Annotated in this window: 12 protein-coding genes; 5 read left to right on the top strand and 7 right to left on the bottom strand. The window is 69.2% G+C overall.

Annotated features, from left to right (window positions below; translation table 11 throughout):
* Positions 1 to 209: 209 nt before the first annotated feature.
* Together KIH31_RS06140 and KIH31_RS06135 are read left to right on the top strand one after the other, a co-directional pair.
* Complete coding sequence (locus KIH31_RS06140; RefSeq protein ID WP_214426177.1) at positions 210 to 3608, top strand: pyruvate carboxylase; 3399 nt, start codon at positions 210 to 212, stop codon at positions 3606 to 3608.
* 143 nt (positions 3609 to 3751) lie between these two features.
* A complete protein-coding gene (locus tag KIH31_RS06135; protein WP_250545501.1) occupies positions 3752 to 5230 on the top strand; it encodes a hypothetical protein in 1479 nt (492 codons plus the stop codon).
* Here the strand turns inward: KIH31_RS06135 and KIH31_RS06130 are convergent.
* The gene (locus tag KIH31_RS06130) at positions 5227 to 7038 is read right to left on the bottom strand and encodes a long-chain fatty acid--CoA ligase (protein ID WP_214426176.1); all 1812 of its coding nucleotides are present in this window, start codon (positions 7036 to 7038) and stop codon (positions 5227 to 5229) included. The genes KIH31_RS06135 and KIH31_RS06130 overlap by 4 nt on opposite strands.
* Positions 7039 to 7318: 280 nt before the next feature.
* On the opposite strand from KIH31_RS06130, the gene KIH31_RS06125 reads away from it, so the two are divergent.
* Entirely contained in the window at positions 7319 to 8299 is a 981-nt protein-coding gene (locus KIH31_RS06125; protein WP_250545625.1) for an ROK family glucokinase, read from the top strand.
* An 18-nt stretch (positions 8300 to 8317) separates the two neighbouring features.
* Here KIH31_RS06125 and KIH31_RS06120 read toward each other — a convergent pair whose 3' ends face one another.
* The 4 genes from KIH31_RS06120 to KIH31_RS06105 form a co-directional block, all read right to left on the bottom strand.
* Complete coding sequence (locus KIH31_RS06120) at positions 8318 to 8788, bottom strand: MarR family transcriptional regulator (RefSeq protein WP_214426175.1); 471 nt, start codon at positions 8786 to 8788, stop codon at positions 8318 to 8320.
* 96 nt (positions 8789 to 8884) lie between these two features.
* Complete coding sequence (locus KIH31_RS06115) at positions 8885 to 10108, bottom strand: MFS transporter (protein ID WP_214426174.1); 1224 nt, start codon at positions 10106 to 10108, stop codon at positions 8885 to 8887.
* 182 nt (positions 10109 to 10290) lie between these two features.
* Entirely contained in the window at positions 10291 to 10842 is a 552-nt protein-coding gene (locus tag KIH31_RS06110) for a DMT family transporter (RefSeq protein WP_214426173.1), read from the bottom strand.
* Positions 10839 to 11624, bottom strand: coding sequence for a carboxylesterase (locus KIH31_RS06105; protein ID WP_214426172.1), 786 nt, complete (start codon positions 11622 to 11624; stop codon positions 10839 to 10841). Before KIH31_RS06105 ends, KIH31_RS06110 begins: the two co-directional genes overlap by 4 nt.
* 82 nt (positions 11625 to 11706) lie before the next feature.
* Here KIH31_RS06105 and KIH31_RS06100 point away from each other — a divergent pair, with 82 nt between their 5' ends.
* On the top strand, positions 11707 to 12654 hold the full coding sequence (locus KIH31_RS06100) for a 1-acyl-sn-glycerol-3-phosphate acyltransferase (protein WP_214426171.1): 948 nt from the start codon (positions 11707 to 11709) through the stop codon (positions 12652 to 12654).
* A gap of 110 nt (positions 12655 to 12764) precedes the next feature.
* On the top strand, positions 12765 to 14168 hold the full coding sequence (locus KIH31_RS06095; RefSeq protein WP_374224850.1) for a class II 3-deoxy-7-phosphoheptulonate synthase: 1404 nt from the start codon (positions 12765 to 12767) through the stop codon (positions 14166 to 14168).
* A 25-nt stretch (positions 14169 to 14193) separates the two neighbouring features.
* Here the strand turns inward: KIH31_RS06095 and pknB are convergent, their stop codons facing one another.
* Both pknB and KIH31_RS06085 read right to left on the bottom strand, forming a co-directional pair.
* On the bottom strand, positions 14194 to 16218 hold the full coding sequence (gene pknB, locus KIH31_RS06090) for a Stk1 family PASTA domain-containing Ser/Thr kinase (RefSeq protein ID WP_214426170.1): 2025 nt from the start codon (positions 16216 to 16218) through the stop codon (positions 14194 to 14196).
* A gap of 87 nt (positions 16219 to 16305) precedes the next feature.
* Positions 16306 to 17670, bottom strand: coding sequence for a lytic transglycosylase domain-containing protein (locus KIH31_RS06085; RefSeq protein ID WP_214426169.1), 1365 nt, complete (start codon positions 17668 to 17670; stop codon positions 16306 to 16308).
* Positions 17671 to 17695 lie beyond the last annotated feature (25 nt).

Here is a 17695-nt window from a genome sequence, read left to right as displayed (position 1 = left end):
CAGCGACCGACATAGCGGGCTCATCGCTGAGCACCACCTTCATCATAGGTGGAAGCAGCCGCCGGAGTTGATTCCGAAGCCTCCTCAGCGAGCCCTGGCGGCCGCACGCATCCTGCTAGTGTGAGCTGGGGCACGATGTGTTGCCGGGGCACACGGGGATCGCCCAGAATGGCACCACGTCCCCCGACCCGCAACGACGCAGGAGAGTCATGTTCTCGAAGATTTTGGTGGCCAACCGAGGAGAAATCGCCATCCGCGCCTTCCGTGCCGGATACGAGCTCGGGGCCCGGACAGTCGCGGTGTTCCCCTACGAGGACAGGAACTCGATCCACCGGCAAAAAGCCGACGAGGCGTACCCGATCGGGGAGGAAGGCCATCCCGTCCGGGCCTACCTCAACGTCGCAGAAATCATCCGCGTAGCCAAGGAAGCAGGGGCCGACGCGATCTACCCCGGCTACGGCTTCCTCTCGGAGAACCCCGACCTGGCCCGCGCGGCGAAGGAAGCGGGCATCACCTTCGTCGGCCCGGACGCGGACGTACTCGAACTGGCCGGACACAAGGTGCGCGCGCTCGAAGCCGCGCGGAAGGCCGGCATCCCTGTGCTGAAGTCCAGCCCGCCCAGCTCGGACCCCGAGGTGCTGCTGGCCGAGGCGGACGGGATCGGCTTCCCGATCTTCGTCAAGGCAGTGGCCGGCGGCGGCGGCCGCGGCATGCGCCGGGTCGACACCCGGGAGGCGCTGCCCGAGGCCCTCAGCGCCGCGATGCGCGAAGCGGACACCGCGTTCGGCGACCCGACGGTCTTCCTGGAGCAGGCAGTCCTGCGCCCGCGGCACATCGAAGTCCAGATCCTCGCCGACAGCCAGGGCAACGTCATGCATCTGTTCGAACGGGATTGTTCGCTGCAGCGCCGGCACCAGAAGGTCATCGAGATCGCCCCCGCGCCGAACCTGGACGAGAACATCCGCCAGGCGCTCTACCGTGACGCGGTGGCGTTCGCGAAGGCACTGAACTACGTCAACGCGGGAACAGTCGAATTCCTTGTCGACACGGTAGGCGAGCGTGCCGGGCAGCATGTGTTCATCGAGATGAACCCCCGCATCCAGGTCGAACACACCGTCACCGAGGAAGTGACCGACGTCGACCTCGTGCAGGCACAGATGCGCATCGCGGCGGGGGAGACGCTGGCGGACCTGGGCCTGAGCCAGGAAACCGTCGCGCTGCGCGGTGCCGCCCTGCAGTGCCGGATCACCACCGAGGACCCGGCCAACGGCTTCCGGCCGGACGTCGGGCGCATCACGGGCTACCGCTCGGCCGGCGGCGCCGGCGTGCGCCTGGACGGCGGCACGGTGTACTCCGGTGCGGAGATCAGCCCGCACTTCGATTCGATGCTGGTCAAGCTCACCTGCCGAGGCCGGGACTACCCGACCGCGGTGGCCCGTGCCCGGCGCGCCCTGGCCGAGTTCCGGATCCGTGGCGTGTCCACCAACATCTCCTTCCTGCAGGCAGTCCTGGACGACCCCGACTTCGTGGCCGGAAATGTCGCCACGTCCTTCATTGACGAGCGGCCGGAGCTGGTCAAGGCCCGCGTCTCCGCCGACCGCGGAACCAAGCTGCTGAGCTGGCTCGCTGACGTGACTGTCAACAAGCCGAACGGGGAGCTGCAGGTCCATAGCGACCCGGCAGCGAAGCTGCCTGCCGTGGAGGGCGAGGCGCCGGCCGGCTCGCGTCAGCGGCTGCTGGAGCTCGGGCCCGAGGGCTTCGCCAAGGCGCTGCGCGAGCAGACGCCCGTGGCTGTCACCGACACCACCTTCCGCGACGCGCACCAGTCGTTGCTCGCCACCCGGGTGCGCACCCGGGACCTGCTCGCTGCGGCCCCGGCCGTTGCGCGGCTCACCCCGCAGCTGCTCTCGGTGGAGGCGTGGGGCGGCGCCACCTACGACGTCGCGCTGCGGTTCCTCGGGGAGGACCCCTGGGAGCGGCTGGCCGCGCTGCGCGAGGCGCTGCCGAACATCTGCATCCAGATGTTGCTGCGCGGGCGGAACACTGTCGGCTACACGCCCTACCCGGTGCAGGTCACCGAGGCCTTCGTCAAGGAGGCCGCGGCGTCGGGCGTGGACATCTTCCGCATCTTCGATGCCCTGAACGACGTGGATCAGATGGAGCCGGCCATCATGGCAGTCCGGGCAACCGGCACGGCTGTCGCCGAGGTCGCACTCTGCTACACCTCCGACATGCTGGACCCGGAGGAGAAGCTCTACACCCTCGATTACTACCTGGAGCTCGCGCAGCGGATGGTCGACGCGGGCGCCCATATTCTGGCGATCAAGGATATGGCCGGCCTGCTCCGGCCCGCCGCCGCGGCCCGCCTGGTGCGGGCCCTCCGCGAACGGTTCAGCCTGCCGGTGCACCTGCACACCCATGACACCGCCGGCGGCCAGCTTGCCACGCTGATGGCGGCCATCGACGCGGGCGTGGACGCGGTCGACGTCGCCTCCGCGTCCCTGGCCGGGACGACGAGCCAGGTGTCCGCATCCGCTTTGGTCGCTGCCCTGGCGCACACGGAACGTGACGCCGGCATCAGCCTCGACGCGGTCAGTTCGCTCGAGCCGTACTGGGAAGCTGTGCGACGCGTGTACGCGCCGTTCGAATCCGGGCTGCCCGGGCCCACCGGGCGCGTCTACCGGCACGAAATTCCCGGCGGCCAGCTCTCCAATCTGCGCCAGCAGGCGATCGCGCTTGGCCTGGGCGAGCGCTTCGAAGCCATCGAGGACATGTACACGCACGCCGACCGGATCCTGGGGCATTTGGTGAAGGTCACGCCGTCCTCGAAGGTGGTCGGCGACCTGGCGCTGCACTTGGTGGGCTTGAACGCGGACCCGGCGGACTTCGAAGCGAACCCGCAGAATTACGACATCCCGGACTCCGTCATCGGGTTCCTCTCCGGCGAGCTGGGGGACCCGCCCGGCGGCTGGCCCGAGCCCTTCCGCAGCAAGGCGCTGCAGGGCCGCCAGGTGAAGGTGCGCGACGCCGCGCTGTCTGCGGAGGACGCCGCGGCGCTGGGCGCAGACTCCAAGTCCCGCCGCGCCACGCTCAACCGGCTGCTGTTCGCCGGCCCCACCAAGGACTTCGAGCGCAGCCGGGAGACGTACGGCGACGTGTCGGTGCTGGACACCCGCGACTACCTCTACGGGCTGCAGCGGGACCGCGAGCACGAGATCGTGCTCGAGAAGGGTGTGCGCCTGATCGCCTCGCTGGAGGCCATCTCCGAGGTCGACAACAAGGGCATGCGCACGGTGATGTGCAAACTCAACGGCCAGTCCCGGCCCGTCCTTGTGCGTGACCGCAGCGTGGCCAGCGAGGTCAAGGCGGCGGAACGGGCCGACCCGAAGGTCCCTGGCCAGGTTGCCGCTCCCTTCGCCGGAGCCGTCACCCCGGCCGTCGCCGTCGGCGACACGGTCAAGGCAGGGGACACGGTGGCCACCATCGAGGCAATGAAGATGGAGGCCTCCATCACGACGCCGGTGGCCGGCACGGTGTCCCGGCTGGCCGTGACCGGCGTCGGCCAGGTGCAGGGCGGTGACCTCCTGCTCGTCGTCGACGAGGCCTGACCTCCACCTTCCGGGGCCCGCCCCGGTCCTGCCGCTGCGGCCGCAGGACCGGGGCGCGCCTGTTTCCGTGCGTTATGGTGAGTGCTGAGCACAAGCACCCGGCTGCCGCGGCGGCCGGGTTCCCCGCGCCCGAGGTTGGAGCTATGACCGAAGACAAGAACCCGTCCGCGCCGCAGCAAGACAAGGCCCGGGCAGCACGAGAGGCACGGAGCGCCGGCACGGCCCAAGCTGCTCCCAAGCAGCCCGCTCCCAAGCAGCCCGCTCCCAAGCAGCCCGCGAAGCCGGCCGCGGGGCGGACAGCCCCGGCGTCCCGGCCGCAGCCGGAGCCTGCGCCGCAGGTTCCGCCGCTGCCGGACTCCGAACCGGCGGCGACAACTGCGTCAGCCCCGGCGGCGCCGAAGCCCGAAGCCGCCGCAACAGTGTCCGCACCCGAGGTGCCGGACTCCGCGGATCCGGCCAGCCTGGCTGGCGTGCCGGTGGCCGTCTCCGCGGCGGCTGCTGTTCCGGCCCCGGCGGAGGATGAATACCCGGTGGCTGCCGGGCTGGTGACGGTCCCCGCGGTTCCGGCCGCCCAGCAGGGCTCGGCGCTCCCCGAAGCTCCGGCGTGGGAACCCGGCATCGGCGCGGTGACGCGGGAATTGCCGGCGGAGGCGAAGGAACCGCACCGCAGCGCCCGGCGTGACCGCGAAGAGGGCCCTGAACCGGCCTCCTCGCTCACCGCCGACCGCCTCCTGAGCATCAGCTCCGCCCCGCCGGTGGGCGGCTGGCGTCTTTGGCTGTACAAGGCAACCTTCGGCTACGTGAACCTCGGCGACTCCGACAAGGTGCGGATCCGGCGCGCCTTGGAGCATCGCATCGCTGCCAGACTGGGGCAGCGCACACGCTACGTCCCGGTGCTCTCGCGCAAGGGCGGCGTCGGCAAGACGACCGTGACCAGCCTGCTGGGCCTCACGCTGGCAGAGTTGCGCGAGGACCGGGTCATCGCTGTCGACGCGAATCCTGACCGCGGAACGCTCTCCGACCGCTCGCCTGGCCGGGCCGACGCCACCGCCCGGCAGCTGGTCCGCGACCGGTTCCGCGTGCAGTCCTTCTCCGAGCTCGCCAACTATGTCTCCCGGGACGGGTCCCGGCTGGACATCCTGGCCTCCGATACCGACCCGGCGGTTGCGCACGCGTTCGACGACTCGGACTACCGGGCTGTCACCGAGATCCTGGACCGGTACTACTCGATCGTGCTCACGGACTCGGGCACCGGCATGGTGCACTCGGTCATGAAGGGAACGCTCGAAAAGGCCGACGGCGTGGTCCTGGTCTCCGGCGGCAGCGTGGACGAGGCGCGGCTGGCCTCGGAGACGCTGTCGTGGCTGGAGGCCCACGGGCGCCACGACCTGGTGGCCAAGGCCGTCGTGGTGATCAACATGTCGGCGGGCGAGGGAACCCTCGTGAACGTCGACGAGATCGAGGAGCATTTCAAGTCGCGGGTGCGCACGGTTGTGCGGATTCCCTACGACCGCCATCTCGCCGAGGGGTCGCGGATCGAGCTCGCCAAGCTGCGCCCCGCCACCCGCGCCGCCGCCGTCGAACTCGCGGCGCTGGTGGTGGATGAACTGCAGGGGAACTAGGCGGGTTTCTTCGCCGAGTACATCTCCTCGACGTAGTCCCCGAAGTCCTTCAGGACCTGGTCCCGCTTGACCTTCATGCTCGGGGTCAGGTGCCCGGAGGCTTCGGTGAAGTCGCCCGGCACGATGCGGAAGGCCTTGATCGCTTCGGCCTGCGACACTGACGTGTTCGCCGCGTCGATCACCGCCTGCACGGTCTCCCGGACCTTGGCGTTGTCCCGGGCCTGCTCCGCCGTGGTGGAGGCCGGCAGCCCGTGCCGTTCCAGCCAGCCCGGCAGCACCTCCTCGTCGAGGGTGACCAGCGCGGCGATGAACGGGCGGTTGTCGCCGATCACCAGGCACTGCGAGACCAGGGCGTCGGAGCGGATCTGGTCCTCCAGCAGCGCGGGCACCACGTTCTTGCCCCCGGCGGTGACGATGATCTCCTTCTTCCGGCCGGTGATCCGCAGGTAGCCCTGGGCGTCGAGCTCGCCCATGTCGCCGGTGTGGAACCAGCCGTCCGTGAACGCCTCCCGGGTCAGGTCCTCGCGCTCGTAGTAGCCGCGCATCACGCAGACGCCCTTGGCGAGGATCTCGCCGTCGTCGGCGATGCGCACCGCGTTGCCCGGAAGCGGGGCACCCACGGTTCCGATGCGGATCAGCGACGGGGTGTTCACCGTGACCGGTGCGGTGGTCTCGGTGAGGCCGTACCCCTCGAGGATCTGCAGGCCGATGCCCTGGAAGAAGTGGCCGAGCCGTTCGCCCAGCGGGCCGCCGCCGGAGACAGCGTGGGTGATGCGTCCGCCCATCGCAACGCGCAGCTTGCCGTAGACGAGCTTGTCGAAAAGCGTGTGCCGGGCCCTCAGCAGGAGCGGGACGGACCCGGACTGCCGGGCCTTCGAGTAGGCGATGGCGGTTTCGGCAGCGCGGTGGAAGATCTTGCCCTTGCCCCCGTCCTCGGCCTTCATTGCGGAGGCGTTGTACACCTTTTCGAACACGCGCGGAACCGCGAGGATGAACGTCGGTTTGAAGCCCTGCAGGTCAGGCAGCAGGTTCTTGATGTCAGGGGTGTGCGCCACGGTGACGCCCGCCGCCACGGCCAGGACGGAGATGAAGCGGGCGAAGACGTGCGCCAGCGGCAGGAACATGATCGTCTGGGCACCCTCATACGCGACCTCCGGAAGCGAGGCGAGGGCGTTCTCGGCGAGGTCGACGAAATTGCCGTGCGTGAGCTCGCACCCCTTGGGCCTGCCGGTAGTGCCCGAGGTGTAGATAATGGTGGCGAGGTCGTCCAGGCCTGCGGTGGCGCGGCGCTGCTCGGCAGCCTCGTCACTGACGCCGCTCCCGGCCTCGCGCAGCACGTCGAGCGCGCTGCCCTCAAGCTGCCAGACGTGGCGCAAACCGGTGAGGCCGCCCGAGTCAACCGCCGACCGCACGGCGTTCTCATGCCGCGCGTGCTCCACGAACACGGCGGCGGCCCCGGAATCGGAGAGGTTCCAAGCTACCTGCGACGGCGAGGACGTCTCGTACACGGGGACCGATACGGCCCCGGCGAACCAGATCGCGAAATCGACCAGCGCCCATTCATAGCGGGTGCGGGCCATGATGCCGACCCGGTCCCCGGCTTGGATGCCGGAGGCCATCATGCCCTTGGCCAGTGCCACGGCGTCGTCACGGAAGCTCCGGGCGGAGACGGTGTTCCAGGTTCCCTCGCCGTCGCGGCGGGAGAACAGCGCAGGGTTCGAGGCCTTGGCTGCCTGCCGCAGCACCAGATCAGTGATGTTGGTGTCGCGGGGGACCTCCACCAGGGGTGGAACGGTGAACTCTCGCACGATAGCTCCTTCGATATCCGTTCTGCGCAGGTGTGCTAACTCTATCGGGACCGCGGGGACAGCGGACCGAATTACCTACTGGTGAGTAACATTGGCCGTCGCGCGCCGTTTCCGCCCGTTCTGCGGACCGGATTGCCCGTGCCGGGGCGCCCGCTCCCTAGAATGGGCAGTGATGCCTGAGAACATGTATGACGCCCATTCCCGCCCGGCCGCGACGGCGGTTCCGTCCCCGTGGCGCCACCGGAACGCTGCCGGCTTCGGTTTCCGTCCCCGAGGACGCATGCCGTCCAGGCTCGGCCGGCGCGGCCTCGCCATCGGCATCGACATCGGCGGCACCAAGGTCGCCGCGGGTGTGGTGGACGCTGACGGCCGCGTTCTGCACGAACAGCGGCGCCAGACGCCGGGCCGCGACCCGCGCGCGGTTGAGCAGACCATCGTGGAGCTGGTGAAGGAACTCAGCGCCGACTTCCGCATCTGGTCCGTCGGGATCGGGGCCGCCGGCTGGATGGACCTCAGCGGCAGCACCGTGCTGTTCAGTCCGCATCTGGCGTGGCGGAACGAGCCGCTGCGCGCCAACCTGGAGCGGCTGTTGCGCCGCCGGGTCCTGCTGGCCAACGACGCGGACGCCGCAGCCTGGGCGGAGTGGCGCTTCGGCGCCGGCCGCGGCCAGAGCCGGCTGGTGTGCGTGACGCTGGGGACGGGTATCGGCGGGGCGATGGTGATGGACGGCCGGCTGGAGCGCGGCCAGTACGGCGTTGCCGGGGAGTTCGGGCACATGATCATCATGCCCAACGGCCAGCGCTGCGAGTGCGGCAACCGGGGCTGCTGGGAACAGTACGCGTCAGGCAACGCGCTGGGCCGTGAGGCCCGCGAGCTGGCCCGGGCCGATTCGCCCGTCGCCCAGGAGATTCTCAAGGCCGTCGGGGCCGACGTCGATGCGATCACCGGCGCCATCGTCACCGATCTTGGCCTCAACGGGGACCCAACGTCGCGGGAACTGATCGGCGACGTCGGGGAGTGGCTCGGCCTGGGCCTGGCGAACCTGGCGGCAGCCCTGGACCCGGGGCAATTTGTGGTGGGGGGAGGGCTGTGCGAGGCAGGGGACCTGCTGCTGGAGCCTGCGCGCCGTGCCTTCGCCCGCAACCTCACCGGCCGGGGCTTCCGCCCGGCCGCACCGATCGTCCGGGCGGCACTGGGGCCGCGGGCGGGCATGATCGGCGCCGCCGACCTCTCCCGGGTCTCGGCCCGGGTGCGCGACTGAACGAAACCTGAGCGGGCCCTACGCGGACAGCCGGCCGCCCGCCGAACCCCGTGAGACGTCATCGAGCGCGCGCACGAGGGGCTCGAGTTCCGCAACCTCCGCCGCGCCCGCCAACGCTTTCTGCAGGGCGGCATCGTGGGTGGGTCGGGCCTGCTCGAGCACGGCAACCCCCTGCCGGGTGAGCTCGGTGTAGATCCCCCGGCGGTCGTCGTCGCACATGATGCGGGTGAGCAGGCCGCGGTCTTCGAGCCGGGTGACCAGCCGGGTGGTGGCGCTGCTGCTGAGCGCCGCTGCGCGGGCGAGCTGCTGCATCCGCATGTGCCAGCCGTCCTGGCGGGAAAGCGCGTCGAGCACGGTGAACTCGACCACTGAGAGCTGGTGCTCCGACTGCAGCGCCTTTTCCAGGGCCGCGTCGATCGTGCCGTGCAGCGCGGCCAGCGTGCGCCAGCCCTGCGCCCGGATCTGCACCGCGTCGTCTGAAATTGCCACTGTTGTCCTTCCCTGGGCCTGTACCGATCGTAGCAATCAGCGGAACCCGCGCGCCGCTCAGCCTGCCCGCTCAGCCTGCCCGCTCAGCCTGCCCGCTCAGCCTGCCCGTGCAGCCTCGCGGTCCGCTGCCTCCGCCGGGAGGGCTTCGGGTTCCGGCAGCGCGGCGGAGCGCAGGCTCCGGCGCTCGGCTGCCGTCGCGCCCAGCAGCACCAGCAGCCCTGCAACCGTCACGGCGGCGCCGGCCCAGAGCGGGGAGGTGAAGCCGAGCCCGGCGGCGATGCCCAGGCCGCCGACCCACGCCCCGAGGGCGTTCCCCACGTTGAAGGCCGCGATGTTGGCGCCCGAGGCCAGGGTGGGGGCTTCCGAGGCGTAGTGCAGAATCCTCATCTGCAGTCCCGGCACGGTGGCGAAGCCGAAGGAACCCATCAGGAACAGGCAGGCAATGACGGCGGCCTGGTTGCCGGCTGTGATGGCGAACACCACGAGGACGGCGGCGAGCCCGACGAGCAGGACCGTCAGCGTCAGCGGCAGATTGCGGTCGGCCGCCCGGCCGCCGGCGAAATTGCCGACGAAGAGCCCCGCGCCGAACACCACCAGCAGCCATGGGACGGTCGAGGCGGCGAATCCGCTGACTTCGGTGAGCGTGAAGGCGATGTAGGTGAAGCCGCCGAACATGCCGCCGTAGCCGAGCACGGTCACGGCGATCGAGAGCCAGACCTGCGGCCGGCGGAACGCACGCACTTCCGAGCGCAGGCTCCCGGCGGCCGAGGAACCCGGCGTTGAGGGCACGAGCAGTGCGATGCCGGCGAAGGCGACCACCCCGATGGCAGTGATGGCCCAGAAGGTCGAGCGCCAGCCCAGGTTCTGGCCCAGCAGCGTGCCGATCGGGACGCCGAGCACGTTGGCGCTGGTGAGGCCTGCGAACATCAAGGCGATCGCCCCTGCGCGCCGGGTCGGCGCGACGAGGTCCGCGGCCACCACCGCGCCAATGCCGAAGAACGCGCCATGGCACAGTGCGGCGATGATTCGTCCGGCCAGCATGAGGGGGTAGGTGGCGGCGACGGCGGAGACAAGGTTGCCCGCGATGAAGAGCACCATCAGTCCCAGCAGGACCTTCTTCCGGTTCAACCGCGTGACGGCAGCGGTGATCAGGACAGCGCCGACGGCGACACTGAGGGCATAACCGGAGATGAGGTATCCGGCGGTGGCCTCGCTGACGCCGAAATCGCGGGCGACTTCGGGCAGAAGGCCCATGATGACGAATTCGGTCAGTCCGATGCCGAATCCGCCGAGGGCAAGGGCGAACAGTGCGATGGGCATGCCCATGGCTCCTTTTGGATTGGGGATGTTGGTGCGGCGCGTCCCCGGTGCAGGGGCGGGGGTGCGCCCCTGCGCCGGGAAAGGTGCCCGGCGTGCGAAATAGTTGCACGCGCTCCATAAATAGTTGCACGCGCGTGCTACTTGTGCAAGCGCAGAAGGGGAGCAGGTGCTGTGAAGAGCGGCTAGAGGACCGCGCCGTCGTCGTCGCTGTCGCGGTCCGTCGGAAGCCTGAAGACGAGGAAGACGACGGAAGCGATGAAGGCGGCGATGATCCCGAGAATGGCGAGCAGGGGAGCCGAACGCCAGAAAATGGCTGCCAGCAGCAGCGATACCGGTCCGCCGACGGCCCCGGTCCAGGCGAGTACTGTCAGCGGGTCCGCGTCCGCCAGCGACGGTGGTTCCTCGGGAACGAAACCCTCGTCGCCGTCGTCGCCTTCGTCGCCGGTTTCCGCGTGGTCGCTGACGGCGTCTCCGTCCGGCGAGCCGGACGTGAACTGCCGGGCCGGTCCATCCGGCGTCCCGCCGGCCTCCGGCCGGGCCGGTCCTGCTCCGGCGAGGCCGAGGGGGTCGAATTCGTCAAAGACGACCGCCTCCCCGTCAAGGTCCCACGGCCTGTTGCCCGGTTCGAGGTCGTCGCTGGAGGTCTGCTCCAGCCGGGCAACGAGGTCCAGCCAGACCGCCTCGTCGTCGTTGTTCGCGCCCTGGTCGTGGGGGCCATGCTCCGGGCGGTTCATGAGGCACGGGTCCTGCCGGTTCCGGTGGACCGCTCGGCGGTCTCGAGGAAGAAGCGGGCGGAGCGTTCGAAAATGAGTTCGGCGTCATTGTCCAAGGTGGCCACATGACGGCTGTTCGGCAGCGGCACCACCTCGAACTCGCGGCTGCCGATGCGCTCGCGGATCAGGTCCACGCTGCTCTCCGGCACGACATTGTCCACCGTGGAGCGGAACAGCATGGTGGGCGCCGCGATCCGGGAAAGGTTGCGCCCGGTGTCCAGGAACAGCCGGCGCAGCTGGTGCACTCCGGCCACGGGGGTGAAGGGGTACGCCCCTTCGGTGACGCCCTCCTTGAGGATGTCATCCCCGATGGCCGGGGTGGACTTCAGGAAGTACTTCAGCAGCCCGGCCAGCGGAGCCCGGCGGTCGCTGAAGGTCAGTGCCGGGTTGACCAGGGCAAGGCCGGCGGTGGGGTGGTGTTCGGCGAGCCGCAGTGCCAGCGTGCCGCCCATGGAAAGTCCGGCAGCGAACACCACCTCGGTCCGGCCGGCGAGCTCGAGATATTCGGTTTCGAAAGCGTCGTACCACTGCTCCCAGCGGGTCTTGGCCAAGTCCTCCCAGCGGGTGCCGTGGCCGGGCAGCAGGGGCAGCCGCACCGCGAATCCGCGTTCGGCCAGATAGTGGGCCCAGGGAAGCATGCTCACCGTGGAGCCGGTGAATCCGTGGCTGAGGGCCACACCGATCCGGGCGTTGCTGCCGTGTCCGTCACTGGAAAAAGGCACCGGCCCCGCCGACTCTGTCATGTCCCTATCGTGTCACTATTCCCCTGAATTCTCACTAGAGTAGGGTTGCAGTGAAGCGCCGGACGGGGACGAGGTAGAGAGCGTGTTCTATTGGGTGATGAAGCGGATCTTCCTGGGTCCGCTTATCAAACTGCTGTTCCGTCCCTGGGTGAAGGGGCTGGACAACGTGCCTGTCGACGGGCCCGCGGTGCTTGCCAGCAATCATTTGTCCTTTTCCGATTCCATCTTCATGCCGCTGATGGTTTCGCGCCCCGTGGTGTTTCTTGCCAAGTCTGAATACTTCACCGGCAAGGGCCTCAAGGGCCGGCTGACGGCCGCATTCTTCCGCCTCACCAACCAGCTGCCGATGGACCGCTCCGGGGGAGCCGCATCCGCCACGTCGCTCGGTCTGGGACTGGAAGTGCTCAAGAACGGCGGCTTGCTGGGGATTTACCCGGAGGGGACCCGCAGTCCTGACGGACGCCTTTACCGCGGCAAGACCGGCGTCGCCAAACTCGTGCTCAGCAGCGGTGTGCCGGTGATTCCGGTTGCCATGATCGGCACGGACAAGGTGCAGCCAATCGGAAAGCGGATGCCCAACATCCGGCGGATCGGCATCATTTTCGGCGAGCCGATCGACTTCTCCCGGTACAAGGGCCTGGAGGAGGACCGCTTCGTCCAGCGCTCGGTCACTGACGAGATCATGTACGAACTCATGCGCCTGTCCGGGCAGGAATACGTGGACCTCTACGCCAGCACCATCAAGGAACGGCTGGCGGCCCGCAAGAGTGCGAAGGCAGCCGAAGACGGCCGCAAGTCAGCGGTCCGGCTGGGCGACGGCGCGGGGGACCGCGCTGCGCAGGACAAGAGGCCCGGAAGCGCGGACAAGAGGCCCGGGTCCGTGGACAAGAAGCCCGGGACCGTGACCGTGATCAACGCCCGGAAGCACGAGCCTGGCCACACGCGCAGCCAACCCCCGGCGTCCGCGGCTGCCGGCGACGGCGAACAGGCCGCCGGCAGCGACAGCGGCAGCGGCAGCGCCGCCGTCTAGCCAGGCCAGGGGCGGCGCGTCCGGTGCGGCAACGCCCTGTGTGACAAAGAGCCTGCGCCTGATGACGGGCGCAGGAAACGGGAAGCTGCCGGACCATTTAGGCTTATTAGGTGACTGAGCCCTACATCGCCCATGCGTCCACGTCCGGCACCGGCTTCGCCGGCTCGATCCAGCACGGCGCCGCCGACTATCCCGGCCTGGATGCCTGGCGCGAGCTGCCGATTTCGCAGCAGCCCACCTGGCAGGACGCCGGCGCGCACCGCGCCGCCGTCAAGGAGCTTTCCTCGCTTCCCCCGCTCGTCTTCGCCGGCGAGGTCGACGTGCTGCGCGAACGCCTCGCCGCCGCCGCCGAAGGCAGGGCCTTCCTGCTGCAGGGCGGTGACTGCGCCGAAACGTTCGACGGCGCCACCGCGGACAAGATCAGTGCCCGCGTCCGCACCATCCTGCAGATGGCCGTGGTCCTGACCTACGGAGCGTCGCTGCCGGTGATCAAGATGGGCCGCATGGCGGGCCAGTTCGCCAAGCCGCGCTCTTCCAACGACGAAACCCGCAACGGCGTGACCCTTCCCGCCTACCGCGGCGACATGGTCAACGGCTACGACTTCACCCCCGAATCCCGGGCGCACGACGCGTCGCGGCTGGTCCGGGCCTACCATACGTCGGCGTCGACGCTGAACCTGATCCGCGCCTTCACGCAGGGCGGTTTCGCCGACCTGCGGCTGGTGCACATGTGGAACAAGGGGTTCACCGAGAACCCGGCGCACGCGCGCTACGAGTCCCTGGCCCGGGAGATCGACCGGGCCATCAAGTTCATGGACGCGTGCGGTTCCGATTTCGAAGCGCTCAAGCGGGTGGAGTTCTTCGCCAGCCATGAGGCGTTGCTGCTCGACTACGAGCGTGCCCTGACCCGCATCGACTCGCGCACCGGGCTGCCCTACGACACGTCGGCGCATTTCCTCTGGATCGGCGAGCGGACGCGCGACCTCGACGGCGCACACGTGGACTATCTCTCCCGGGTGCGCAATCCGATCGGTGTGAAGCTGGGTCCGACGACCACCGGCGATGATGCGCTGCGGCTGATCGAGAAGCTGGACCCCAACCGGGAGCCCGGCCGCCTGACGTTCATCACCCGCATGGGTGCGGGAAACATCAGGGAGAAGCTGCCGGCGCTCGTGGAGAAGGTGACGGAATCCGGCGCCCGCGTGCTGTGGGTCACCGACCCGATGCACGGAAACACCGTGACCTCGCCCAACGGCTACAAGACGCGCAATTTCGACGACGTCATGGACGAGGTCCGCGGCTTCTTCGAGGTGCACCATGCGCTCGGGACGGTACCCGGCGGCATGCACGTGGAAATGACCGGGGACGACGTCGCTGAATGCCTGGGCGGCGCGGACCCGATCGACCAGGATGCCTTCCTCACCGGCTATGAGTCGGTGTGTGACCCGCGGCTGAACCACATGCAGTCCCTCGAAATGGCCTTCCTGGTGGCCGGAGCGCTGTCCAAGCGCTGACGCCGCCCGACGCGAGGAGGGTCCGCTACGTCACCGTGATGGTGACAGTGGATCCTTCCGGCGCGTTGCCGGTCTTGTCCTGGCCGGCAACGATGCCGAGCACCGAGGTGCCGAAGGCGTAGCTGACCTTGACGTCGAAGCCGGCGTCCCGCAGGATGGCCGTCGCCTCCTTTTCGGACCTGCGGAACACGTCCGGCACGTGGACCATCCGCGGACCCTTGGAGATCGTCAGCATAACCGTCCCGCCGCGCGTCAGGTTCCCGCCGTCGGGGCTTTGCGCGGCCACCGACCCTTCCGGAACCTTCCGGTCGAAGACCCTCTCCGGGGCGACCGAAACCTTCAGCCCCAGACCGGTCAGTGCGTTGGCGGCGGAGTCCTGGTCCTGGCCGACGACGGACGGCACCGGGATGGGCCTGGGCCCCTTCGAAACGGTCATCGACACCGGTGTCCCGGCGCGCACCTGGGTCTGCGGTGCCGGTGACTGCGCCGTCACCGTGCCGGCGGCGACGTCCTCGTTGAACTGCTCGGTCACCTTGCCCAGGGCCATTGCGCCCTTGTTCAAGGCCGTCTTCGCCTGGTCGAGGGTGCCACCGGTGAGCGAGGGGACGCCGAACAGCTGGGGTCCTTTGGACACGAGCAGTGTCACGGGCTCGAACTTGCGGATGCGGGTCCGGGCAGCCGGGTCACTGCCGACAACCCTTCCCTGGCCGATGGAGTCGTCGAACACGTCCCTGGTCACTGCGGTGAACCCGAGCCCTGAGAGCGTCGCCTGGGCCTCCGCCACGGTCTTGTTCTGCAGGTTCGGGACGGCGGCGACAGCCCCGGGACCGAGCCCGAAGAACCATCCCGCCACCGCCGCGAGAAGGGCCAGCACGAGCACCGCGACAGCCCAAATGACGAACCGGCGGCGCGGCTTACCCTCCCGCAGATTGTGCACGGGAGTTGCTGCGGCCCGCGCTGCCGCCTTCTCCGTCTCACGGAGGGCTCGCTTGCGGTCCCGGTTCGAGGCCGCGGCCGGAGCCGGCTGCGGTTCTGCCGGCAGCTCAAGCCCGGGCCGGGCCGGGATCACCGAGGTGGGATGTGCCGGCCGCCGGATGAACTCCGTGCTGCGCGGAACCGCCTCGGTGGGCGCGGCAGAAACGACCTCGGTCGCGGAGTGCGCGGTCCGGCCGGCGGTGGCAGGAGCCGCGTTGAAATCGAGGTCCTCGTCGCTGAGCGAGGTCCGGATGTGGCGCAGCTCGCCCAGCAGGGCAGCGGCGTCGACCGGCCGCGCCTCCGGGTCCGCCGCCGTGCACCACTGCACGAGCTCGTCAAGGTCTGCCGCCAGGCCCGGCACGCGCACCGAGGGCGCGGGTACTACGGAGTGCACATGCTGGTAGGCCACCTGGACGGGAACGTCGCCTTCAAACGGCTGGTGGCCCGTGAGCAGCTCGTAGAGCACGATTCCCGCGGAATAGATGTCGCTGCGCGCGTCGGCAGTCTTTCCGAGCACCAGCTCCGGGGCGATATAGGCGACGGTGCCGATCAAGGTGCCGGTACTGGTGCTGGTGGTCACGGCGCGGGCAAGACCGAAGTCGCTGATCTTGATGCGGCCGTCGTCGGCCATCAGAACGTTCTCCGGTTTGATGTCCCGGTGGACCAGCCCGGCGGCGTGGGCGGCTGCGAGCCCCTCGATGACCGGGTCGATCAGGGCCAGTGCGAGGCGGGGGGTGAGCGGTGCCCGGTTGCGGATGACGTCCCGCAAGGTGTGGCCGGGAATGTACTCCATCACCAGGTAGGCAAGGGAGCCGTCGTTGCCCTGATCCAGCACGCCGACGACGTGCGGATGCGACAGCCGGGCCGCAGTCTTTGCCTCGCGGCCCAGGCGGCCGACGAAGGTTTCGTCGGAGGCGAGGTGCGGGTGCAGCACTTTCAGCGCCACCTCGCGGTCCAGCCGCTGGTCCATCGCGAGGTACACGGTGGACATGCCGCCGGCGGCCAGCCGCGACAGAACACGGTACCGGTGGTCCACGACGGTACCAACGAGCTGGTCTAAGGGCTGTTCCTGCACCCTACGATCCTAAATGTTGCAAACGAAAGGGCCCGAATCAACATGCGGCAGGCATGCGACCCGGGCCCTTCCGAAGGTCCTGAAGTGTCAGCTGAAGAGCTTCTTGTTCGCCAGGATGGCGGCTACGTACGCCTTGGTGTCCGCGTACATGCCGTGCTTGCTCACCGAGTACTGGCCCTGGTAGTACCCGGCGATGGCGTTCTTCTCGCTGCTGCTGGTGTCCAGCAGGGCGCGGATGATGGCGATGCCGGCGGTGACGTTGTCCTGCGGGTTGAGCAGATTCAGGTGCCGGCCGACGAGCTGCGATGCCCATTCCCCGGAGGAGGGAATGACCTGCATGGTTCCGATGGCATTGGCAGGGGAGACGGCCCGCTGGTTGAAGCCGGATTCCTGCAGGGCGAAGGCCTGCGCCAGGGCGGGGCTCACGCCCATGCGCCGGGCGGTGTCGGCGACGATCTGGCGCATCTGGGCCTGCGTCGGCACCGGTGCGGCCATCAGGGCGGCCTTGTTGGCGTTCGCCTTGGCAACGACCGCCTCCGGGTAGGTGTAGTTCAGGAAGGTGCTGGGCACCCTGTCCTTGCCCGACAGCGGAGTGATGCTCGTGGCCTGGGCGGACGTCGTCGCCTTGCCGGGGATGACCAGCTTGTGGCCGGGATAGATCACGGTGGTGAGGCTGAGCCGGTTGGCGCTGAGCAACGAGGAGAGCGAAACGCCGTGGCGTGCGGCAATACCGGAGAGCGTGTCGCCGGAAACGATGGTGTAGCTGCCCGAGGCCCGCACGGCGGGCGCAGCCGCCCTGGCCGGTGCCGCTTTCACAGCCGGTGCTGCAGCGGCAGCACCAAGCTTGATGCTCTGGCCGGGGTAGATCACCGACCGCATGGAGAGCCCGTTCAGCGAGAGCAGGGTGCTCAGGCCGACGCCGTGTTTCGCCGCAATGGCGCTCAGCGTGTCGCCGGACTTGACCACGTAGCGGGCAACCGCGGCTGCGCCGGCCGTCCGCCGGACCGCCGGCGCAGCCTTCGGGGCCGCAGCGGCGCCGGCGTGCAGCTTGATCTTCTGGCCGGGGTAGATCGGAGTCATCGGGCCGAGCTTGTTCAGCGACAGCACGGAGGAAGTGCTCAGGCCGTACCGGGCCGCGATCGCACTGATCGTGTCGCCGCGCACCACCGTGTACGTGGCAGGAGCCGTCTTCATCGCTGCATGCAGGCCGGCCGGAACAGCGGCGGCCACTTCGGAGGCCGGAATCAGGCCGGCCAGCTTCGTGGAGGCCACGGCCGAGGTGACGGCCGTCGGCAGGGATCCGTTGAGCTTCTTCACGGGTGCGGGCGCAGCGGCCGCCGGCTGGGCGAGTGCGAGGGACGAAACGATTACCGCAGGCAAAGCGGCCGACGTGACCGCCAGCAGCGACATGCTGGGCTTCGGTGCTGGCTTTGACCGGCGAAGGGAAGTCATGAACGGGATCCTCGTCTAACGTCAG

The organism is Paenarthrobacter sp. DKR-5, assembly GCF_018531425.1.
Taxonomy (GTDB): Bacteria; Actinomycetota; Actinomycetes; order Actinomycetales; family Micrococcaceae; genus DKR-5.
This window is presented reverse-complemented; position numbering and strand designations above follow the sequence as displayed.

Bases quoted from the DNA above. Each gene is read 5' to 3' on its own strand.
- KIH31_RS06085 (WP_214426169.1), bottom strand. From the start codon at position 17,670: ATGACTTCCCTTCGCCGGTCAAAGCCAGCACCGAAGCCCAGCATGTCG.
- KIH31_RS06115 (WP_214426174.1), bottom strand. From the start codon at position 10,108: ATGCCCATCGCACTGTTCGCCCTTGCCCTCGGCGGATTCGGCATCGGA.
- KIH31_RS06105 (WP_214426172.1), bottom strand. From the start codon at position 11,624: ATGACAGAGTCGGCGGGGCCGGTGCCTTTTTCCAGTGACGGACACGGC.
- KIH31_RS06110 (WP_214426173.1), bottom strand. From the start codon at position 10,842: ATGAACCGCCCGGAGCATGGCCCCCACGACCAGGGCGCGAACAACGAC.
- KIH31_RS06125 (WP_250545625.1), top strand. From the start codon at position 7,319: ATGCCGTCCAGGCTCGGCCGGCGCGGCCTCGCCATCGGCATCGACATC.
- KIH31_RS06135 (WP_250545501.1), top strand. From the start codon at position 3,752: ATGACCGAAGACAAGAACCCGTCCGCGCCGCAGCAAGACAAGGCCCGG.
- KIH31_RS06140 (WP_214426177.1), top strand. From the start codon at position 210: ATGTTCTCGAAGATTTTGGTGGCCAACCGAGGAGAAATCGCCATCCGC.